Origin of the sequence: Mycolicibacterium rhodesiae (assembly GCF_002086695.1) — a bacterium.
GTDB lineage: Bacteria > Actinomycetota > Actinomycetes > Mycobacteriales > Mycobacteriaceae > Mycobacterium > Mycobacterium rhodesiae.
The window spans coordinates 72,587-91,061 of record NZ_MVIH01000017.1; the positions used below are offsets into that span (position 1 = coordinate 72,587).

Genomic DNA, 18,475 nt, shown 5'->3' on the forward strand with positions numbered 1-18,475 from the left:
ACGAGCTCCCCTCGGCGCGCCGCGAAGAATTCACCAACCCCTGGGTTGACTACTCGTCGGTACTGCCTCGATTGCGGCACGATAGGAGGCGGACGGTGCAAAACCTGCACCTCCTACTAAGGAGCTGAAGTTGACCACCGAGTTCGCGCGCCACGATCTGGCCCAAAACTCAAGCAGCCCAAGCGATTCCGATCGAGTACGGGTGATCCGCGAAGGCGTCGCGTCGTATCTGCCCGATATCGACGCCGAGGAGACCTCAGAGTGGCTGGAGTCGTTCGACGACCTGCTGGCCCGTTCGGGCCCGGCCCGCGCGCGCTACCTGATGCTGCGATTGCTGGAACGCGCCGGCGAGCAGCGGGTCGCGATCCCGGCGTTGACCTCCACCGACTACGTCAACACCATTCCCACCGAGCTGGAGCCCTGGTTCCCCGGCGACGAGGACGTCGAGCGCCGCTACCGCGCCTGGATCCGGTGGAATGCCGCGATCATGGTGCACCGCGCGCAGCGCCCCGGCGTCGGCGTGGGCGGCCACATCTCCACCTATGCGTCGTCGGCCGCGCTGTACGAGGTCGGCTTCAACCACTTCTTCCGCGGCAAGGCCCACCCGGGCGGCGGCGACCAGATCTTCATCCAGGGCCACGCGTCTCCGGGGATTTATGCGCGCGCGTTCCTCGAGGGCCGGCTCACCGCCGACCAACTCGACGGCTTCCGCCAGGAACACAGCCATCCCGGCGGCGGCCTGCCGTCCTATCCGCACCCGCGGCTCATGCCCGACTTCTGGGAATTCCCGACGGTGTCGATGGGCCTCGGCCCGATGAACGCCATCTATCAGGCTCGGTTCAACCACTACCTGGCTGACCGGGGCATCAAGGACACCTCCGATCAGCACGTGTGGGCGTTCCTCGGCGACGGCGAGATGGACGAGCCGGAGAGCCGCGGCCTGATCCAGGTCGCCGCCAACGAGGGTCTGGACAACCTGACGTTCGTGGTGAACTGCAACCTGCAGCGCCTCGACGGCCCCGTGCGCGGCAACGGCAAGATCATCCAGGAACTCGAGTCCTTCTTCCGCGGCGCCGGCTGGAACGTCATCAAGGTGGTGTGGGGCCGCGAGTGGGATGCGCTGCTGCACGCCGACAAGGACGGCGCGCTGGTGAACCTGATGAACACCACCCCCGACGGCGACTACCAGACCTACAAGGCAAACGACGGCGCCTACGTGCGCGACCACTTCTTCGGCCGCGACCCGCGGACCAAGGCGCTGGTGGCCGACATGAGCGACAGCGAGATCTGGAACCTCAAGCGCGGCGGTCACGATTACCGCAAGGTCTACGCGGCCTACCGGGCGGCGATGGAGCACAAGGGCCAGCCCACGGTGATCCTGGCCAAGACCATCAAGGGTTACTCACTGGGTGCTCACTTCCAGGGCCGCAACGCCACCCACCAGATGAAAAAGCTTGCGCTGCAGGATCTTCGGGACTTCCGCGACGCCATCCGCATCCCGGTGTCGGACGAGCAGCTCGAAGAGAACCCGTACCTGCCGCCGTACTACCACCCCGGGCCCGAGGCGCCGGAGATCCGCTACCTCATCGACCGGCGCCGGGCCCTCGGCGGCTTCCTGCCCGAACGCCGCACCAAGGCCAAGGTGCTGACCCTGCCACCCCGCGATGTGTACAAGGCACTCAAGAAGGGGTCCGGCCAGCAACAGGTGGCGACCACGATGGCCACCGTGCGCACGTTCAAAGAATTGTTGCGGGACAAGAACATCGGGCATCGAATCGTCCCCATCATCCCCGACGAGGCGCGCACCTTCGGCATGGACTCCTGGTTCCCGAGCCTGAAGATCTACAACCGCAACGGGCAGCTGTACACCGCCGTCGACGCCGAGTTGATGCTGGCCTACAAGGAAAGTGAAGTCGGCCAGATCCTGCACGAGGGCATCAACGAGGCCGGCTCGACGGCGTCGTTCACCGCAGTCGGCACCTCGTACGCCACCCACAACGAGCCGATGATCCCGATCTACATCTTCTACTCGATGTTCGGGTTCCAGCGCACCGGAGACGGGCTGTGGGCGGCCGCCGATCAGATGGCCCGCGGATTCGTGCTCGGCGCGACCGCCGGGCGCACCACGCTGACCGGCGAGGGCCTACAGCACGCCGACGGGCACTCGCTGCTGCTGGCCTCGACCAACCCCGCGGTGGTGGCCTACGACCCGGCGTTCGCCTACGAGATCGCCTACATCGTGGAAAGCGGCCTGGCCCGGATGTTCGGCGAGGACCCGGAGAACGTCTACTTCTACATGACGATCTACAACGAGCCGTACGCCCAGCCCGCGGAGCCGGAGCACTTCGACCCCGAGGGCTTGTTGCGCGGCATGTACCGATATCGGAAAGCGCAAGAGTCACGTTCCAACGTCGCGCAGATCCTGGCGTCCGGGGTGGCGATGCCTGAAGCCCTGCGGGCCGCCGACATGCTCTCGGAGCGCTGGGATGTCGCGGCCGACGTCTGGTCGGTGACCAGCTGGGGTGAGCTCAACCGCGACGGCGTGGCGGTGGAGAAGGAACTCCTGCGCCATCCGGACCGTCCCGCCCAGACGCCCTACGTCACGCAGGCGCTGGCCGAAACCGCCGGCCCCGCCGTCGCGGTGTCGGACTGGATGCGTGCGGTCCCCGAGCAGATCCGCCCGTGGGTGCCCAACACCTACGTCACGCTGGGCACCGACGGGTTCGGCTTCTCCGACACGAGGCCTGCCGCTCGCAGGTACTTCAACACCGACGCCGAATCAGTGGTGGTGGCGGTGCTGGAGGCACTGGCCCGCGACGGCCAGATCGACCCGTCGGTCGCGATCGCCGCGGCGCGCGAGTACCGGATCGACGATGTGATGGCCGCGGAGGTCTCGTTCGTGGACACCGGCAGCGCGTAGGCCTGCCTAGGCCGTGACGCCGGGCATTTGGTGGGAACATCCAGAAAAGCGGCGTAGCTTTTAGGGGTGAGTGACAACCCGCTCCAGGAGCCTCTGCCGCCGTCGGCCCTGGAGCTGCTCGAGAACGTGCCGGATTCCACGCTGCGCCGGCTCAAGCAGTATTCCGGCCGGCTGGCCACCCAGGCCGTGCAGGCCATGCACGAGCACCTGCCGTTCTTCGGCGAACTGGAAGCCTCGCAGCGTGCCAGCGTCCAGCTGGTCCTGCAGACCGCGGTGGTCAACTTCGCCGAGTGGATCCGCAACCCGCTCAGCAATGTGGGCTACACAGCCGACGCGTTCGCCCTGGTCCCCCAGGACCTGACCCGCCGGATCGCGCTGGCCCAGACCGTCGACATGGTTCGGGTCAGCATGCAGTACTTCGAGATCGCGGTCCCCGCACTGGGCCGCAACGACGAGCAGCGCACCGCGCTGGCGGTCGGCATCCTGCGCTACAGCCGGGACCTGGCGTTCGCCGCGGCAGCCTCCTACGCCGACGCCGCCGAGGCCCGCGGGTCCTGGGACAGCCGGATGGAGGCCAGCGTCGTCGACGCCGTCGTCCGCGGTGACACCGGCCAGGAACTGTTGTCCCGGGCGGCTGCACTGAACTGGGACACCACCGCGCCGGCAACGGTGGTGGTCGGCACCCCGCCACCCGGCCGGGAGGAGTTGGCCAGCGAGGACGTCCGCGAGATCGCCGCACGGCACAACCGGGCGGCCCTCGCCGACGTGCACGGCACCTGGCTGATCGGGATCATCTCCGGTCCGCTCGGGCCCACCGACAAGTTCTTCAAAGACCTGATCAACGCCTTCTCCGACAGCCCGGTGGTGATCGGGCCGACCGCGCCCATGCTCACCGCGGCCTACCACAGCGCACGCGAGGCCATCTCGGGGATGAACGCCGTCGTCGGGTGGACCGGCGCGCCGCGTCCGGTGTTGGCGCGCGAATTGCTGCCTGAGCGAGCCCTTCTCGGTGACGCCTCGGCCGTTGCGGCGCTCCACACCGAGATCATGCGACCCCTGGCCGACGCCGGACCGGCGCTGTCGGAGACCCTCGACGCCTACCTCGACAGCGGCGGCGCGATCGAAGCTTGCGCCAGAAAATTGTTCGTTCATCCAAACACGGTCCGCTACCGACTCAAGCGGATCGCCGACTTCACCGGCCGCGATCCCACCCTGCCGCGCGACGCGTACGTCCTGCGGGTGGCTTCCACAGTGGGACGGCTGGGCTATCCTGCGCCCCCCAACACCTTGGCAAACAGTTCTGTCGCACAACTCACAGCGCCGTTGGTCGGAAGTGCGGGCAACGCCTGATATGAGCAGTAGATCGCGGCGAGGTATCGGGGACGTCGCATCACATGCACTTTTGTGGGACCTCCACAAAAACCTAAGACGAGGTTCATAATCTCTTACACCGTGCAGATCCGGTTTCACAGTGTTCTCTTAAAGAGTGCCTCATGAACCCGTGATCGCATTGCTGGCGCCCGGACAGGGCTCGCAGACACCCGGCATGCTCGAGCCCTGGCTGGAGCTGCCCGGCGCGGCCGATCAGATCAAGACCTGGTCGGACATCGCCGGTCTCGACCTTGCCCGCCTGGGCACCACTGCAACTGCCGACGAGATCACCGACACCGCGGTCACTCAGCCGCTGGTCGTCGCGGCGACCCTGCTTGCCAATGCCGAGCTGATCAAGCGCGGCACGCTGGCCGGGCGCAAGACCGTCGTCGCCGGTCACTCCGTCGGCGAGATCGCGGCGTACGCGATCGCCGGCGTCATCTCGCCCGACGACGCGGTCAAGCTGGCCGCGGTCCGCGGCTCTGAGATGGCCAAGGCCTGCGCCGTCGAGCCGACCGGCATGTCCGCGATCCTGGGCGGCGACGAGGCCGACGTATTGGACGCGCTGGCGCGTCTCGACCTGATCCCCGCGAACCGCAACGCCGCAGGCCAGATCGTGGCCGCAGGCGCCGTGGCGGCGCTGGAGAAGCTGGCCGAGGATCCGCCGGCGAAAGCCCGCGTACGCCAGCTGGCCACCGCAGGCGCCTTCCACACCCACTACATGGCGTCCGCGCTCGACGGATATGCCGCAGCTGCGGCTGAGGTCGCAACGAGCGAGCCCACCACTACGCTGCTGAGCAATGCCGACGGTCAACCGGTAGCGTCTGCGCAAGACGCGATGGAAAAGCTCGTCGCGCAGCTCACCCGCCCGGTGCGCTGGGACCTGTGCACCGACACCATGCGCCGGCTCTTTGAGAACGCAGAGAGCTCCGCGATCGTCGAGTTCCCGCCCGCGGGCACTCTGGCCGGAATCGCCAAACGAGAACTTCGGGGAGTCGCCAACCGTGCGATCAAGACCCCCGCAGACCTGGACGGAATCACCGAGCTCTAATCGTCTCGGCCGACCAGGACAACCACATAGCAAGCGTTCTACCCAAGTAGCACAACCGATTACGAAGGAGCCACTGTGCCCGCCTCTCAGGATGAAATCATCGCCGGTCTCGCCGAGATCATCGAAGAAGTGACCGGCATCGAGCCGTCTGAGGTCACCCCGGAGAAGTCGTTCGTCGACGACCTGGACATCGACTCGCTGTCGATGGTGGAGATCGCCGTTCAGACCGAGGACAAGTACGGCGTGAAGATCCCCGACGAAGACCTCGCCGGTCTGCGCACCGTCGGTGACGTCGTCTCCTACATCCAGAAGCTCGAGGAAGAGAACCCGGAGGCTGCTGCCGCCCTGCGCGAGAAGTTCGCGGGCGAATGAGCAGGCCTTCCACTGCTAACGGCGGTTTCCCTAGCGTTGTCGTGACCGCCGTCGAGGCCACCACGGCGCTCGCCACGGATATCGAGAGCACGTGGAAGGGCCTGTTGGCAGGCGACAGCGGCATCCGCATCCTCGAGGACGATTTCGTCGACAAGTGGGACCTGCCGGTCCGCATCGGCGGCCACCTCGTCGAGGACATGGACAGCCAGCTCACCCGTGTCGAACTGCGTCGCAATTCCTACGTGCAACGCATGTCTCTGGTGCTGGCCCGGCGGCTGTGGGAGAACTCGGGTAAGCCCGAGGTCGACCCGGACCGCTTCGCGGTGGTGATCGGCACGGGTCTGGGTGGCGGCGAGAAGATCGTCGAGACCTACGACGCGATGAACGAGGGCGGCATCCGCAAGGTGTCACCGCTTGCCGTTCAGATGGTCATGCCGAACGGTGCGGCCGCGGTCGCCGGCCTGGAACTGGGCGCCCGCGCCGGGGTCATCACCCCGGTGTCGGCGTGCTCGTCCGGGTCGGAGGCCATCGCCCACGGGTGGCGGCAGATCGTCATGGGCGACGCGGACTTCGCGGTCGTCGGCGGTGTCGAGGGCACCATCGAGGCGTTGCCGATCGCGGCGTTCTCGATGATGCGCGCCATGTCGACGCGCAACGACGATCCCGCAGGTGCGTCGCGTCCGTTCGACAAGGATCGTGACGGGTTCGTCTTCGGCGAGGCCGGCTGCATGATGATCATCGAGACCGAGGAGCACGCCAAGGCCCGTGGCGCGAAGCCGCTGGCCCGGCTCATGGGTGCGGGCATCACTTCGGATGCCTTCCACATGGTGGCTCCCTCACCCGATGGCCTGCGCGCAGGCGCGGCGATGAAGCGGGCGATGGAGACGGCGGGCCTGTCGCCCAAGGACATCGACCACATCAACGCACACGGAACGGCCACCCCGATCGGGGACACCGCCGAGGCCAACGCCATCCGGGTCGCCGGATGCGAGCATGCCGCCGTGTACGCGCCGAAGTCGGCCCTGGGCCATTCCATCGGCGCCGTCGGCGCCTTGGAATCGGCACTCACGGTGCTCAGCCTGCGCGACGGCGTCATTCCGCCGACGCTCAACTACGAGACGCCGGATCCGGAGATCGAGCTGGATGTCGTTGCGGGAGAACCGCGTTACGGCGACTACCAGTACGCGATCAACAACTCGTTCGGTTTCGGAGGGCACAACGTCGCGATCGCCTTCGGGCGCTACTGACACCGATCCGGGGGGAAAGGATTAGCAGAAAGCAATGGCAGGGTTGACTCGTTTGTCAACGGGGAACGGCTTCCCCAACGTGGTCGTCACCGGTGTTGCGATGACGACCGCCCTGGCATCTGATGCCGACAGCACGTGGAAGCGGCTGTTGGACGGACAGAGCGGAATCCGGCTTCTCAACGACGAATTCGTCGAGAAGTACGACCTTCCTGTCCGTATCGGGGGGCATCTGGTCGAGGAGTTCGACGGTGAGCTGACTCGCGTCGAACTTCGTCGGCTGTCCTATCTGCAGAAGATGTCCACCGTGCTCAGCCGGCGCGTGTGGCAGAACGCCGGTTCGCCCGAGGTGGATCCGAAGCGGCTGATGGTGTCCATCGGCACCGGTATGGGCTCCACCGAGGAATTGGTGTTCGCCTACGACGGGATGCGCGCCAAAGGCCTCAAAGCGGTGTCGCCCTTGGCGGTTCAGATGTACATGCCCAACGCGGCAGCCGCCGCCGTCGGCCTCGAACTCAAGGCCAAGGCCGGGGTCATCACCCCGGTTTCGGCGTGCGCGTCGGGGTCGGAGGGAATCGCGCAGGCATGGCGACAGATCGTTCTCGGCGAAGCCGACATGGCGGTGTGCGGTGGCGTCGAGACCAAGATCGAGGCCGTGCCGATCGCAGGCTTCGCTCAGATGCGAATTGTCTTGTCCACCACCAACGACGACCCGGCAGGCGCTTGCCGCCCGTTCGACAAGGACCGCAACGGGTTCGTTTTCGGTGAGGGCGGCGCACTCATGGTGATCGAGACCGAGGAGCACGCCAAAGCCCGCGGAGCCAACATCCTCGCGCGCATCATGGGGGCAGGCATCACCTCGGACGGCTACCACATCGTGGCGCCCGACCCGAACGGTGAGCAGGCGGGTCATGCGATCACCCGGGCAATCCAGCTCGCGGGTCTGCAGCCCTCCGACATCGATCACATCAATGCCCATGCGACGGGCACCCAGGTGGGTGACGTCGCGGAAGGCAAGGCGATCAACAACGCGCTCGGCAATCACCGGCCGGCCGTCTACGCGCCCAAATCGGCGCTGGGGCATTCGGTGGGCGCCGTCGGCGCGGTGGAGTCGATCCTCACCGTGCTGGCGCTGCGGGACGGCGTCGTGCCGCCCACGCTCAACCTGCGGAACCTCGATCCGGAGATCGATCTGGACGTGGTGGCCGGTGAACCCCGGCCAGGCAACTACCAGTACGCGATCAACAACTCGTTCGGATTCGGTGGTCACAACGTCGCGATCGCCTTCGGGAAGTACTGAAATCCAGTGACTCTCGACGGCGTTGACCGACATCCGCGCACTATGGAGGTTTAGATGACGATCATGGCCCCTGAGACGGTCGGCGAATCACTCGACCCTCGCGACCCGCTGCTGCGGCTGTCCACGTTCTTCGACGACGGCAGCGTGCAGCTGCTGCACGAGCGTGACCGCTCCGGTGTGCTGGCCGCCGCAGGCACCGTCAACGGTGTGCGCACGATCGCCTTCTGCACCGACGGCACCGTCATGGGTGGCGCCATGGGCGTCGAGGGCTGCCAGCACATCGTCACCGCTTACGACACCGCCATCGAAGAGCAGAGCCCGATCGTGGGCATCTGGCATTCCGGCGGCGCCCGCCTGGCCGAGGGTGTCAAAGCGCTGCACGCGGTGGGGCTGGTCTTCGAAGCCATGATCCGCGCCTCGGGCTATATCCCCCAGATTTCGGTCGTGGTCGGCTTCGCCGCCGGCGGCGCGGCCTACGGGCCGGCCCTGACGGACATCGTCATCATGGCCCAGGAGGGCCGGGTGTTCGTCACCGGACCCGACGTGGTGCGCAGCGTGACCGGCGAGGATGTCGACATGGCCTCTCTCGGCGGCCCCGACACCCACCACAAGAAGTCCGGCGTGTGCCACATCGTGGCCGACTCCGAGCTCGATGCCTATGAGCGTGGCCGACGGTTGATCGGATTGTTCTCCCAGCAAGGCCATTTCGACCGCAGCAAGGCCGAGGCCGGCGACTCCGACCTGCACGCGCTGCTGCCCGAGTCCGCTCGCCGCGCCTACGACGTGCACCCGCTGGTCGAGGCGCTGCTCGATGCGGACACCCCGTTTGAAGAGTTCCAGGCCAAGTGGGCTCCCTCGATCGTCGTCGGCCTGGGCCGGCTGTCCGGCCGCACGGTCGGCGTCATCGCCAACAACCCGCTGCGCCTCGGCGGCTGCCTGAACTCCGAAAGCGCGGAGAAGGCAGCACGTTTCGTCCGGTTGTGCGACGCGTTCGGCATCCCGCTGGTGGTCGTCGTCGATGTCCCCGGCTACCTGCCCGGCGTTGACCAGGAGTGGGGCGGCGTGGTCCGTCGCGGCGCGAAGCTGCTGCACGCCTTCGGCGAGGCAACCGTCCCGCGGGTCACATTGGTGACGCGAAAGATCTACGGCGGGGCCTACATTGCGATGAACTCGCGCTCACTGGGCGCCACCAAGGTGTTCGCGTGGCCGGACGCCGAGGTCGCGGTCATGGGAGCCAAGGCGGCTGTCGGCATTCTGCACAAGAAGAAGCTGGCCGCCGCACCCGATCACGAACGCGAAGCGCTGCACGAGGAATTGGCGGCCGAGCACGAGCGGATCGCCGGCGGCGTGGACAGCGCGGTCGAGATCGGCGTGGTCGACGAGAAGATCGACCCGGCCCACACCCGCAGCAAGCTGACGCAAGCGCTCGCCGAGGCGCCGGCCCGGCGCGGACGGCACAAGAACATCCCGCTGTAACTATTCGCGTAAGCGCTGGGCGTCCTGCCCGGGCGGAGAACCAAAGAGCCGACGGTATTCGCGGGTGAATTGCGACGGGCTGTCGTAGCCCACCTGATGGCCGATCCCGGCGATGTCGCCGGGGTTCGCCACCAACAGTGCACGAGCCTCCTGCAACCGGATCCGCTTCTGAAACTGCAACGGGCTCATGGCGGTAACCGTCCGGAAGTGCCGGTGGAACGTGGAGGGGCTCATTCCGGCCACCCGGGCAAGCTCTTCGATGCGCATCGGTTCGGCATAGTTCTGGCGAATCCATCCGATGGCCCGGCTGACATAGGTCAGATTGCTGTCGGCCAACCCGATCTGCCGCACGGTCTCGCCCTGGGGTCCGGTCAGCAATCGCCAGATGATTTCGCGCTCGATCAGCGGCGCGAGAATGCCTGCGTCAGAGGGCTTCTCGACTAATCGGACCAGTCGGACCATCGCGTCCAGCAGTTCCTCGTCGGCATCGGCGGTCGCCATCGCCGCGTTTCCCGAGTTGCGCACCCCGCGGACGAACGGCGCCTGCAGCACCAACTCGGCCACCACGGTGGGTCGTAGCACAAGCGCCATCCCGAGCGACGGCAGACCGTCGCCGGTGTCGATGAAGTGGCCGGTGACTGGGAGATCAGCCGTCACCACCAGGCATTCACCCGCGCGGTATTCGTAGACGTCGTCGCCGAGAAGCAGGCGCTTACCGCCCTGTGCCAGCACCACGACGAGCGGTTCGGTCAGCGAGTAGTCCGGGGTCGGCGAAGCGGCCTCCACCGATAGCAGGAGCCCGTCGATCGGCGTCCGCATATCCGGCTGGGCGTGTGCCGCGATCAGCGCGCGAAGTTCAGACAGACGATCCATTGCTCGATCACATCAATAATGAGCGGATTATGCAATGACTACACCGCATCGATCTACCGCTGAGCTTTGCATTTCGGTTTGATGGGCATATCAGATTCCACTGAGAAGGAGCGATTCATGCCACTCGATCACTACCTCACCCTCGGCCGGTCCGGGTTGCGGGTCAGCCCGTTCGCGCTCGGAGCGATGACCTTCGGCGAGGATGCCGGCGGCGCCGGTTCCAGCGTCGAGGAATCCGAGCGGATCCTCGACGCCTATCTGGACCGTGGCGGGAACTTCATCGACACCGCCAACTTCTATACCAACGGGCACTCGGAGAAGATCCTCGGTGACTGGTTCGCCCATCGACCGGGTCGGCGTGACCGGGTGGTGCTGGCGTCGAAGTTCTTCGCAAACCTTCACCCCGGTGATCCCAACGGCGGTGGCGCCGGCCGGTCGGCGATCCTCGGACAGTTACGAGAAACGTTGCGCCGCATGCAAACTGACCACGTGGATGTGTACTGGATGCACAACTGGGACCGCAACACTCCGATCGAGGAGACTCTCCGCACGCTCGATGACCTGGTGCGCGCGGGCACCGTTCGCTATATCGGGTTCTCCAACACCCCCGGATGGGTGACGGCCCAGGCCCAGACGATGGCGGTGCTGCGGGACTGGACGCCTCTGATCGCACTGCAGGTCGAGTACTCGCTGTTGGCACGCACCGTCGAGGGCGAGCTGGCTCCGCTGGCTCTCGACCAGGGCATGGCGCTTGTCCCGTGGAGTCCGCTGAGCAACGGCTTCCTGTCCGGCAAATACCGGCGAGGTGCAGCCGTGGCCGACTCCGTTCGCGCCGGCTATGTCGGCGGGCCCAGCGATGAACAGTTCGTGGTCATCGACGCCGTCAGCACCATCGCCGACGAGATCGGCGCCACGTCGGCCGCGGTGGCATTGTCCTGGCTACGAGCCCGACCCGGCACGGTGGTACCGATCCTCGGCGCGCGGCGGATGAGCCACCTCGAGGACAACCTGGCCGCCGTCGACGTGACATTGACCGCCGAACAGTTGCGCCGCCTCGACGAGGTGTCCACACCGACACTGAACTATCCCGCCGCCGTGAACGGGACGACGCGTTCGATGCTGCAGTTCGCCGGGACCACCGTCGACGGTGAGCCTTCGACGGTCTATCCCCCGCTGGTGCAGAGTGCCGTTCGGTACTGAGTCTCCCCCTAGGTCAGGTTCGCGCCACCTCGGCGTCAACGGTGGGCTGCTCCTTGTGGGGACGATTGCGGTTGAACCGTCGGGTGACGAAGAACAGCACCACGACGACGCCCCACGACAGCAGGCTCAGCACAAGTTGCGAGCGCAGCTTGTCGTCGAGGTACATCTGCACCAGGATGGCCAGCATCGCGACCACGGTGAGGATCGAAAGCACCGGGAACAGCCACATTTTCAGTGTTAGCTCCCCGTCGCGGTGGCGGTAGCGCAGCACGATCTGCGAGATCGCGATCAGCAGGTAGACGAACAGGATGATCGCCCCGCTGGAGTTGAGCAGGAACGCGAAGATCGTGTTCTCGGCGAACGCGGCGGCGATGACGCAGGCGAAGCCGACGACCGACGAGAAGAGGATGGCGTTGGCAGGCACGCCGCGTGGCGTCACCTTCACCAGAAGCTTGGGAGCTTCGCTGCGGGCGGCCAGCACGAACAGCATCCGTGAGGCGGTGTACATCCCGGAGTTCAGGCAACTGAGCACCGCTGTCAACACCACCGCGTTCATGATGTGGTCGGCGTAAGGAATGCCCATCTTGGTAAACGCCGCCACGAACGGGGAGGCGGCCAGGTTCTTGTCGTTCCACGGCACGATCGTCACGACCAGGAAAACGGCCAGCACGTAGAACACCAGGATCCGCATGACCACCGAGTTCGACGCCCGGGCAACGGCTTTCTCCGGATCCGACGACTCGGCGGCGGCGATCGTGGCGATCTCGGGGCCGACCATCGAGAAGATCACCGTCACGATCCCGACGGTGACGACCCCGGCCCCCATCGGCATGAAACCGTCGTGACTGGTGAGGTTCGAGAAGTCCATCGACTTGCCGGGCCACAGGCCCAGTACGAAGCATGCGCCGATGGCGATGAAGGCGAGGATGGCCGCCACCTTGATCCCGGCGAACCAGAACTCGAACTCGCCATAGGACTTGACCGAGAACAGGTTCGTCGCCGTCATCAGCACCATGAAGATCAACGCACACAACCACAGTGGGACGTCGAGCCAATACTGGACGATCTTCGCGCCGGCAATGGCCTCGAACCCGACGACGATCACCCAGAAGTACCAGTAGAGCCAGCCCACGGAGAACCCCGCCCAATGCCCAAGGGCGTTGCGGGAGTAGTCGGCGAACGAGCCGGTGGAGGGGTTTGCCACCGCCATCTCGGCCAGCATGCGCATGACCATCACGATCAGCACACCGGATAGCGCGTAGGTGATGAAGGCGCCCGGTCCGGTATCCCCGATCACCACGCCGGAGCCCACAAACAGGCCGGCGCCGATCACGCCACCGATTGCGATCATGCGTAGTTGTCGCTGGTTGAGGGCCTTTTTCAAGGCTGGTGTCGCTGCCATGACGCGTCCTCCGGCTTCGTGAATGGACGTTGAATGCCCACTTACGAGTCGGTTTATGCGTCGGTTCTCAGCCCCTCAGTAGGCGGTGGCCAGGAACTCCTCCGCGGCGGCGAACGCGCGGTTCCGGTCGGACTCCACCAGGCCGATGCGGGTGCGCCGGTCGAGGATGTCGTCGGCGCTCAGCGCGCCCTCGTGCGTTACCGCGAACTCGAATTCGGCACGGGTGACGTCGATTCCGTCGGCAACCTGATCTGTGGGCCTGCTGCACCGCGCCGATGCGATGACATTGGGCGACTCCGCGCCGTAGCGGGCCACCAGCGATCCCGGCAGATGGCTGGTCGTACGCAGCGTCGCAACGGGATTGGCTGCCGCGCCGACCAGGGGCAGGTTCCGGGTCCGGCACGGCTGCGCGGTGATGGCGCGTGCCGCCAACGCGCGATCGAGGACGTCCTCGGCCATGTGCCGGTATTCCGTGAGCTTGCCACCGACCACGCTGAACACACCATTGGACGATTCGATCACCGCGTGATCGCGGGACAGATCCGATGTCCTGCCCTGGCCGGTGTCGATCAATGGGCGCAACCCCGCGTATGCGCCCTTGACGTCCACGGTCGTCAGCGCGGTCCCCAGCGCGGTGTTGACCGTGTCGAGCAGGAAGCGAATCTCGCCCGGGGTCGGTTCGGGGACATCGGGAATCGGGCCGGGTGCATCCTCGTCGGTCAATCCGAGATAGACGCGACCGAGCTGTTCGGGCATCGCGAACACGAACCGGTTGACCTCGCCCGGAATCGGAATCGTCAGCGCCGCAGTCGGATTCCCGAATGTGGCGGCATCAAACACCAGATGCGTCCCCCGGCTGGGCCGCAGCTTGATCGCGGCGTCCACTTCACCGGCCCACACTCCCGTCGCATTGATCACCGCGCGGGCCTTGACATCCAACGATTCGCCGGTGAGTTCGTCCACCAACCGGACCGAGGTGCCGCTGGCGGCCGCGGCCGACACCTTGGTCAGGATCCGTGCGCCGTTCTGGGCAGCGGTGCGCGCGACGGCGACCACCAACCTGGCGTCGTCGATCAGCTGACCGTCATAGGCGAGCAGGCCGCCGTCGAGACCCTCGCGGCGAATCGTCGGGACCATGCCCACCGCTTGCGGTACACCAACGCGCCGTGATCGCGGCAGGGTCGACGCCTTGGTGCCTGCCAAGATCCGCAATGCATCGCCGGCCACGAAACCTGTTCGGATCAAAGCACGTTGACCGCGCCCCATCGACGGCAGCAGCGGAACGAGCTGCGGCATGGCGCTTACCAGGTGCGGGGCGTTACGGGTCATCAGGATGCCGCGCTCGATGGCGCTGCGCCGGGCGATGCCGACGTTGCCGGTGGCCAGGTATCGCAGCCCGCCGTGCACGAGCTTGGAACTCCACCGGCTGGTTCCGAACGCCAGGTCGTGCTTGTCGACCAACAGCACGGACAGGCCGCGGCTTGCGGCATCGAGCGCGATGCCGGTGCCGGTGATGCCGCCCCCGATCACGACGACGTCGACATGGGCGCCGTCGCCGAGTTCGGTCAGGTCGGCGCTCCGGCGGGTGGCGTTGAGGGCGGTCAGGTCACTCATGGGGCGAGGTATCCGTTCAGGGCGTGTGACAACTCGGCGCTCAGGGCGTCGGCGTCAAGGATGGGTTCGACGATCTGGGCGGACTGGATCGCGGATTGGCCGATCAGCAGGACCATCGCCGACAACTGGCGGACATCGCCGGACCGCACGCTGCCGTCGGCCTGGGCTTCCCGCAGTGCGTCGACGAGCAGGTCGATGAGGATCTGCTGGCTGGTGCCCAGCCGTCCGGCGATATACGTCATCGCCAAGTCCGGGGCCGATCGCAGCACCGAGGTGATCAGTTCGTCGTCCCGCAGACGGCGAGCCACCTCGACGATCCGCTCGACCAGGCCGGTCCGCCCGGGCTGGGTTGCCGGCACGGCGCGCCAGGTGCCGGTGATCCGTTCGGTGAGCAGCGACGCGACGATGGTTCGGGTGTCTGGCCAGCGGCGATACACCGTGGGACGGCTGACACCGGCACGTCGCGCGATTTCGGCCAGCGTGACCCGCTCGACTCCGAAGTCTCGGACACAGCTGGCCGCGGCGGCCATGATCCGGTCGCCGATGTCCACCGATTCTTCGTTACTGATTGACAGCATCTGTAATACTGTAACGCATGAGCGATGACGCCCGCACCCTAGTTCCTCCGATGGCCTGGAATGCCTGGGGCGACCCCGACGCGGCCAAGCCTCTCTCCGACGGCATCAAAACACTGCTGGAGCAAGGGCTCGGCGTGACGGCGAGTGACATCCCGGCACCCGCGATCGACGAAGTGCAAGTGCGGCCGTCGGCATTGCCGGACGCGCACCGCGATGCGCTGGCAGAGTTCGTCGGTGCCGACTTCGTCCGCACCGACGACCACGGCCGGCTGTTGTACGCGGGCGGCAAGTCAACGCTTGATCTCTTGCGCCGCAAGCAAACCCACCAGGACGCGCCCGACGCGGTGCTGCTTCCCGGCACCGAGGACGAGATCGCCACCGTCCTGCGCTACTGCTCTACGCACGGCATCGCCGTGGTGCCGTTCGGTGGCGGCACCAGTGTGGTCGGCGGACTGGACCCGATCCGCGGCGACTTCGCCGCCGTCATCTCGCTGGACCTGCGCCGGCTCAATGCATTGCACTCGCTGGACGAGATCTCCATGCAGGCCGAACTGGGCGCCGGGGTGACCGGACCGGATGCCGAGCGACTGCTCGGTGAACACGGTTTCTCGCTCGGGCACTTTCCGCAGAGCTTCCGGTTCGCCACGATCGGGGGGTATGCCGCGACTCGGTCCTCGGGGCAGGACTCCGCCGGGTACGGCCGGTTCAACGACATGATCCGCGGGCTGACGGTGGTCACCCCGGTCGGCGTGCTCGACCTCGGCCGGGCGCCGGAGACCGCGGCGGGACCCGATCTTCGTGAGTTGTTCTCCGGTTCCGAGGGTGTCTTCGGTGTGATCACCCGGGTTCGCCTGCGCGTGCACCCTGTCCCGGAAACGGTGCGTTACGAGGCGTGGTCGTTCCCCGACTTCGCCACCGGCGCGGCCGCACTGCGCGCGGTAACCCAGATCGGCACCGGGCCGACCGTCGTGCGGTTGTCCGATGAAGCCGAGACCGGCGTGAACCTGGCCACCACCGGGAGCATCGGCGAACAGAGCATCACCGGCGGTTGCCTGGGCATCACCTTGTTCGAAGGTAGCGCCGCGCACACCGAGAGCCGGCACGCCGAAACCCGCGCGGTTCTGGAGTCCCAGGGCGGCACATCCCTGGGCGAGGCACCGGCGCGAGCCTGGGAGCATGGCCGTTTCGACGCACCGTATCTACGGGACGCCCTGCTGGCAGCCGGAGCGTTGTGCGAGACGCTGGAAACGGCAACCACGTGGTCCAACCTGCCGGCATTGAAAGCCGCGGTCACCGAGGCGCTGACAGCTTCCCTGGGCGAAAGCGGGACACCGGCATTGGTGATGTGCCACATTTCGCATGTGTATCCCACCGGCGCGTCGCTGTACTTCACCGTGGTCGCGGGCCAGCGCGGTGACGTCACCCAGCAATGGTTGGCCGCTAAAATTGCTGCTTCTGAAGCGATTTCGCGTACGGGCGGCACCATCACCCATCACCATGCCGTCGGCGCGGACCATCGGCCGTGGATGGGGGCGGAGATCGGTGAACTGGGAGTGAAGGTGCTGCAGGCGGTCAAACAGGCCGTCGACCCGGCGGGAATCCTGAACCCGGGCAAGCTGATTCCATGATCTCCCGCGTCACGGTCCTGACGAATCCCAAGTCCGGTCACGGCAACGCACCCCATGCCGGGGAGCTGGCGGTAGCCCGCTTCCAGGAACTGGGGATCGACGTGACCGGAATCGTCGGGCGCGACGCCGCGCACGCCCGTCAACTGGTCGACGAGGCGCTGACTCGTGAGACCGACGCGCTTGTGGTGATCGGCGGCGACGGTGTGATCCGCCTTGCGATCCAGGCGTTGGCGCGCACCGATATTCCGCTCGGCATCGTGCCGGCCGGTACCGGCAACGACCACGCCCGCGAGTACCGGTTGCCCATGGCCGACCCGGTGGCTGCGGTCGACGTGATCGCCGCCGGGCACACCGAGACCGTCGACCTCGGGCACATCAAGGGTGCCGACGAGTCCAGCACGTGGTTTGGCACGGTCGCCGCGACGGGCTTCGACTCGCTGGTCAGCGATCGAGTAAACCGGATGAGCTGGCCGCACGGCAGGATGCGTTACAACGTCGCGCTGGTGGCCGAGATTTCCCAGTTGCGGCCGTTGCCTTTTCGACTGGTGCTGGACGGCGAGCGCGAGATCGTCGCCGATCTGACCTTGGCCGCGTTCGGCAACACCCGAAGCTACGGCGGCGGCATGCTCATCTGCCCGGGCGCCAACCACTCCGATGGGCTGCTTGACATCACGATCGTGCGCGCATCCTCGCGCACCAAGCTGATTCGGTTGTTTCCCACGGTGTTCAAGGGCACGCACGTAAACCTCGACGAGGTCAGCACCTACCGGGCCCGCACGATCACAGTCGACTCCCCCGGCATCAACGCCTACGCCGACGGTGACTACGTGTGCCCTCTGCCTGCCGAGATTTCTGCGGTTTCCGCTGCTCTGAAACTTCTCGTCCCGGCACCTGTCTAACGTTCGAGCGCCTTTGCGCAACCGTCGAGGACAGCAGCAAAGTTCCACGGCAACAGCTTGGCGCTGAGCGCCTCCATCGCCTTGCCGCCGCCGCGAGCGGGGTGGGTGTAGGTGCTCACCCAATCGACATGAGTGCCTTCACCCTCGGGGGTGAACGTCAGCGTGCCGCCCTCGTGGTCGAACGCGGGAACCGATCCGACGATCAGGTAGGTGTAGCTGTGTGGCGGGTCGTAGGCGACGATCTCCTCGCGGAACCACAAGCCGACGGCGAAGCCGGTCCGGATCGCGCCCAGCCCCGGAGGGGGTGAATCCCGCGCCCAGCCGGCGGTGACGATCAGCGGAGCGGTCTTCAGATTGACTGGGTCGGCCAGCCAGGCAAAGACCTCATCGGGCGGCGCCGCGATCGTCTTCTCAACATGGAGATGGACCATGCGACTCAGGTTAGGCGTCTGGCGCCGAACGATACGACGTGATGCTCCTATCTCTGTCACGGGTCAAGCGGCGTCGATGTGTTGGGTGTTGAGCCAGTGGCGGTAGTTGGCGGCGA

The 18,475-nt window shown here is 66.4% G+C and carries 14 protein-coding genes and 1 pseudogene; 10 read left to right on the forward strand and 5 right to left on the reverse strand.

All coding sequences use genetic code 11. From position 1 onward, the window contains the following. Positions 1 to 130 precede the first annotated feature (130 nt). The 7 genes from aceE to BST42_RS24645 all read left to right on the forward strand — a co-directional run bounded on the left by aceE (position 131) and on the right by BST42_RS24645 (position 9,734). The gene (aceE, locus tag BST42_RS24615; protein ID WP_083121931.1) at positions 131 to 2,920 is read left to right on the forward strand and encodes a pyruvate dehydrogenase (acetyl-transferring), homodimeric type; all 2,790 of its coding nucleotides are present in this window, start codon (positions 131 to 133) and stop codon (positions 2,918 to 2,920) included. Between the two features lie 66 nt (positions 2,921 to 2,986). Beyond that, the gene (locus BST42_RS24620) at positions 2,987 to 4,270 is read left to right on the forward strand and encodes a PucR family transcriptional regulator (RefSeq protein ID WP_083121932.1); all 1,284 of its coding nucleotides are present in this window, start codon (positions 2,987 to 2,989) and stop codon (positions 4,268 to 4,270) included. 151 nt (positions 4,271 to 4,421) lie between these two features. Further along, positions 4,422 to 5,342, forward strand: coding sequence for an ACP S-malonyltransferase (locus BST42_RS24625; protein ID WP_083121933.1), 921 nt, complete (start codon positions 4,422 to 4,424; stop codon positions 5,340 to 5,342). 75 nt (positions 5,343 to 5,417) lie between these two features. Beyond that, complete coding sequence (gene acpM, locus BST42_RS24630; protein WP_005144687.1) at positions 5,418 to 5,714, forward strand: meromycolate extension acyl carrier protein AcpM; 297 nt, start codon at positions 5,418 to 5,420, stop codon at positions 5,712 to 5,714. Continuing rightward, the gene (kasA, locus tag BST42_RS24635; RefSeq protein WP_083121934.1) at positions 5,711 to 6,961 is read left to right on the forward strand and encodes a 3-oxoacyl-ACP synthase KasA; all 1,251 of its coding nucleotides are present in this window, start codon (positions 5,711 to 5,713) and stop codon (positions 6,959 to 6,961) included. Before acpM ends, kasA begins: the two co-directional genes overlap by 4 nt. Positions 6,962 to 6,995: 34 nt before the next feature. After that, positions 6,996 to 8,258: a 3-oxoacyl-ACP synthase KasB gene (gene kasB / locus BST42_RS24640; RefSeq protein ID WP_083121935.1), complete on the forward strand. Its 1,263-nt coding sequence runs from the start codon at positions 6,996 to 6,998 to the stop codon at positions 8,256 to 8,258. A gap of 54 nt (positions 8,259 to 8,312) precedes the next feature. Continuing rightward, complete coding sequence (locus tag BST42_RS24645; RefSeq protein WP_083121936.1) at positions 8,313 to 9,734, forward strand: acyl-CoA carboxylase subunit beta; 1,422 nt, start codon at positions 8,313 to 8,315, stop codon at positions 9,732 to 9,734. On the opposite strand, the gene BST42_RS24650 is transcribed toward BST42_RS24645, so the two are convergent. Then, entirely contained in the window at positions 9,735 to 10,607 is an 873-nt protein-coding gene (locus BST42_RS24650) for an AraC family transcriptional regulator (protein WP_083121937.1), read from the reverse strand. Positions 10,608 to 10,724: 117 nt separating this feature from the next. On the opposite strand from BST42_RS24650, the gene BST42_RS24655 reads away from it, so the two are divergent. After that, positions 10,725 to 11,807, forward strand: a complete 1,083-nt coding sequence (locus BST42_RS24655; RefSeq protein ID WP_083121938.1) for an aldo/keto reductase — start codon at positions 10,725 to 10,727, stop codon at positions 11,805 to 11,807. A gap of 58 nt (positions 11,808 to 11,865) precedes the next feature. Here the strand turns inward: BST42_RS24655 and BST42_RS24660 are convergent. The 3 genes and pseudogenes from BST42_RS24660 to BST42_RS24670 all read right to left on the reverse strand — a co-directional run. Next, a pseudogene (locus BST42_RS24660) lies at positions 11,866 to 13,209 on the reverse strand (amino acid permease); the annotation flags it as partial. Positions 13,210 to 13,284: 75 nt separating this feature from the next. Then, positions 13,285 to 14,823 (reverse strand): glycerol-3-phosphate dehydrogenase/oxidase, encoded by a 1,539-nt coding sequence (locus tag BST42_RS24665; protein WP_083121940.1) that lies wholly within the window; start codon positions 14,821 to 14,823, stop codon positions 13,285 to 13,287. Continuing rightward, positions 14,820 to 15,401: a TetR/AcrR family transcriptional regulator gene (locus tag BST42_RS24670; protein WP_207569570.1), complete on the reverse strand. Its 582-nt coding sequence runs from the start codon at positions 15,399 to 15,401 to the stop codon at positions 14,820 to 14,822. The genes BST42_RS24665 and BST42_RS24670 overlap by 4 nt, the downstream gene beginning before the upstream one ends. Positions 15,402 to 15,451: 50 nt before the next feature. Between BST42_RS24670 and BST42_RS24675 the strand changes: the two genes are divergently transcribed. Together BST42_RS24675 and BST42_RS24680 are read left to right on the forward strand one after the other, a co-directional pair. Continuing rightward, complete coding sequence (locus BST42_RS24675) at positions 15,452 to 17,029, forward strand: FAD-binding oxidoreductase (protein ID WP_083121962.1); 1,578 nt, start codon at positions 15,452 to 15,454, stop codon at positions 17,027 to 17,029. Next, positions 17,026 to 17,928 (forward strand): diacylglycerol kinase, encoded by a 903-nt coding sequence (locus BST42_RS24680; protein WP_083121941.1) that lies wholly within the window; start codon positions 17,026 to 17,028, stop codon positions 17,926 to 17,928. The genes BST42_RS24675 and BST42_RS24680 overlap by 4 nt, the downstream gene beginning before the upstream one ends. On the opposite strand, the gene BST42_RS24685 is transcribed toward BST42_RS24680, so the two are convergent. After that, complete coding sequence (locus BST42_RS24685) at positions 17,925 to 18,359, reverse strand: SRPBCC family protein (protein ID WP_083121942.1); 435 nt, start codon at positions 18,357 to 18,359, stop codon at positions 17,925 to 17,927. The two genes, BST42_RS24680 and BST42_RS24685, sit on opposite strands and share 4 nt — an antisense overlap. Between the last annotated feature and the right edge of the window lie 116 nt (positions 18,360 to 18,475).

What these genes read in the sequence shown, in the direction of transcription:
- kasA (WP_083121934.1), top strand. Translation starts at nt 5,711, where the DNA reads ATGAGCAGGCCTTCCACTGCTAACGGCGGTTTCCCTAGCGTTGTCGTG.
- kasB (WP_083121935.1), top strand. Translation starts at nt 6,996, where the DNA reads ATGGCAGGGTTGACTCGTTTGTCAACGGGGAACGGCTTCCCCAACGTG.
- BST42_RS24645 (WP_083121936.1), top strand. Translation starts at nt 8,313, where the DNA reads ATGACGATCATGGCCCCTGAGACGGTCGGCGAATCACTCGACCCTCGC.
- BST42_RS24650 (WP_083121937.1), bottom strand. Translation starts at nt 10,607, where the DNA reads ATGGATCGTCTGTCTGAACTTCGCGCGCTGATCGCGGCACACGCCCAG.
- BST42_RS24655 (WP_083121938.1), top strand. Translation starts at nt 10,725, where the DNA reads ATGCCACTCGATCACTACCTCACCCTCGGCCGGTCCGGGTTGCGGGTC.
- BST42_RS24665 (WP_083121940.1), bottom strand. Translation starts at nt 14,823, where the DNA reads ATGAGTGACCTGACCGCCCTCAACGCCACCCGCCGGAGCGCCGACCTG.
- BST42_RS24670 (WP_207569570.1), bottom strand. Translation starts at nt 15,401, where the DNA reads ATGCTGTCAATCAGTAACGAAGAATCGGTGGACATCGGCGACCGGATC.
- BST42_RS24675 (WP_083121962.1), top strand. Translation starts at nt 15,452, where the DNA reads ATGGCCTGGAATGCCTGGGGCGACCCCGACGCGGCCAAGCCTCTCTCC.
- BST42_RS24680 (WP_083121941.1), top strand. Translation starts at nt 17,026, where the DNA reads ATGATCTCCCGCGTCACGGTCCTGACGAATCCCAAGTCCGGTCACGGC.
- BST42_RS24685 (WP_083121942.1), bottom strand. Translation starts at nt 18,359, where the DNA reads ATGGTCCATCTCCATGTTGAGAAGACGATCGCGGCGCCGCCCGATGAG.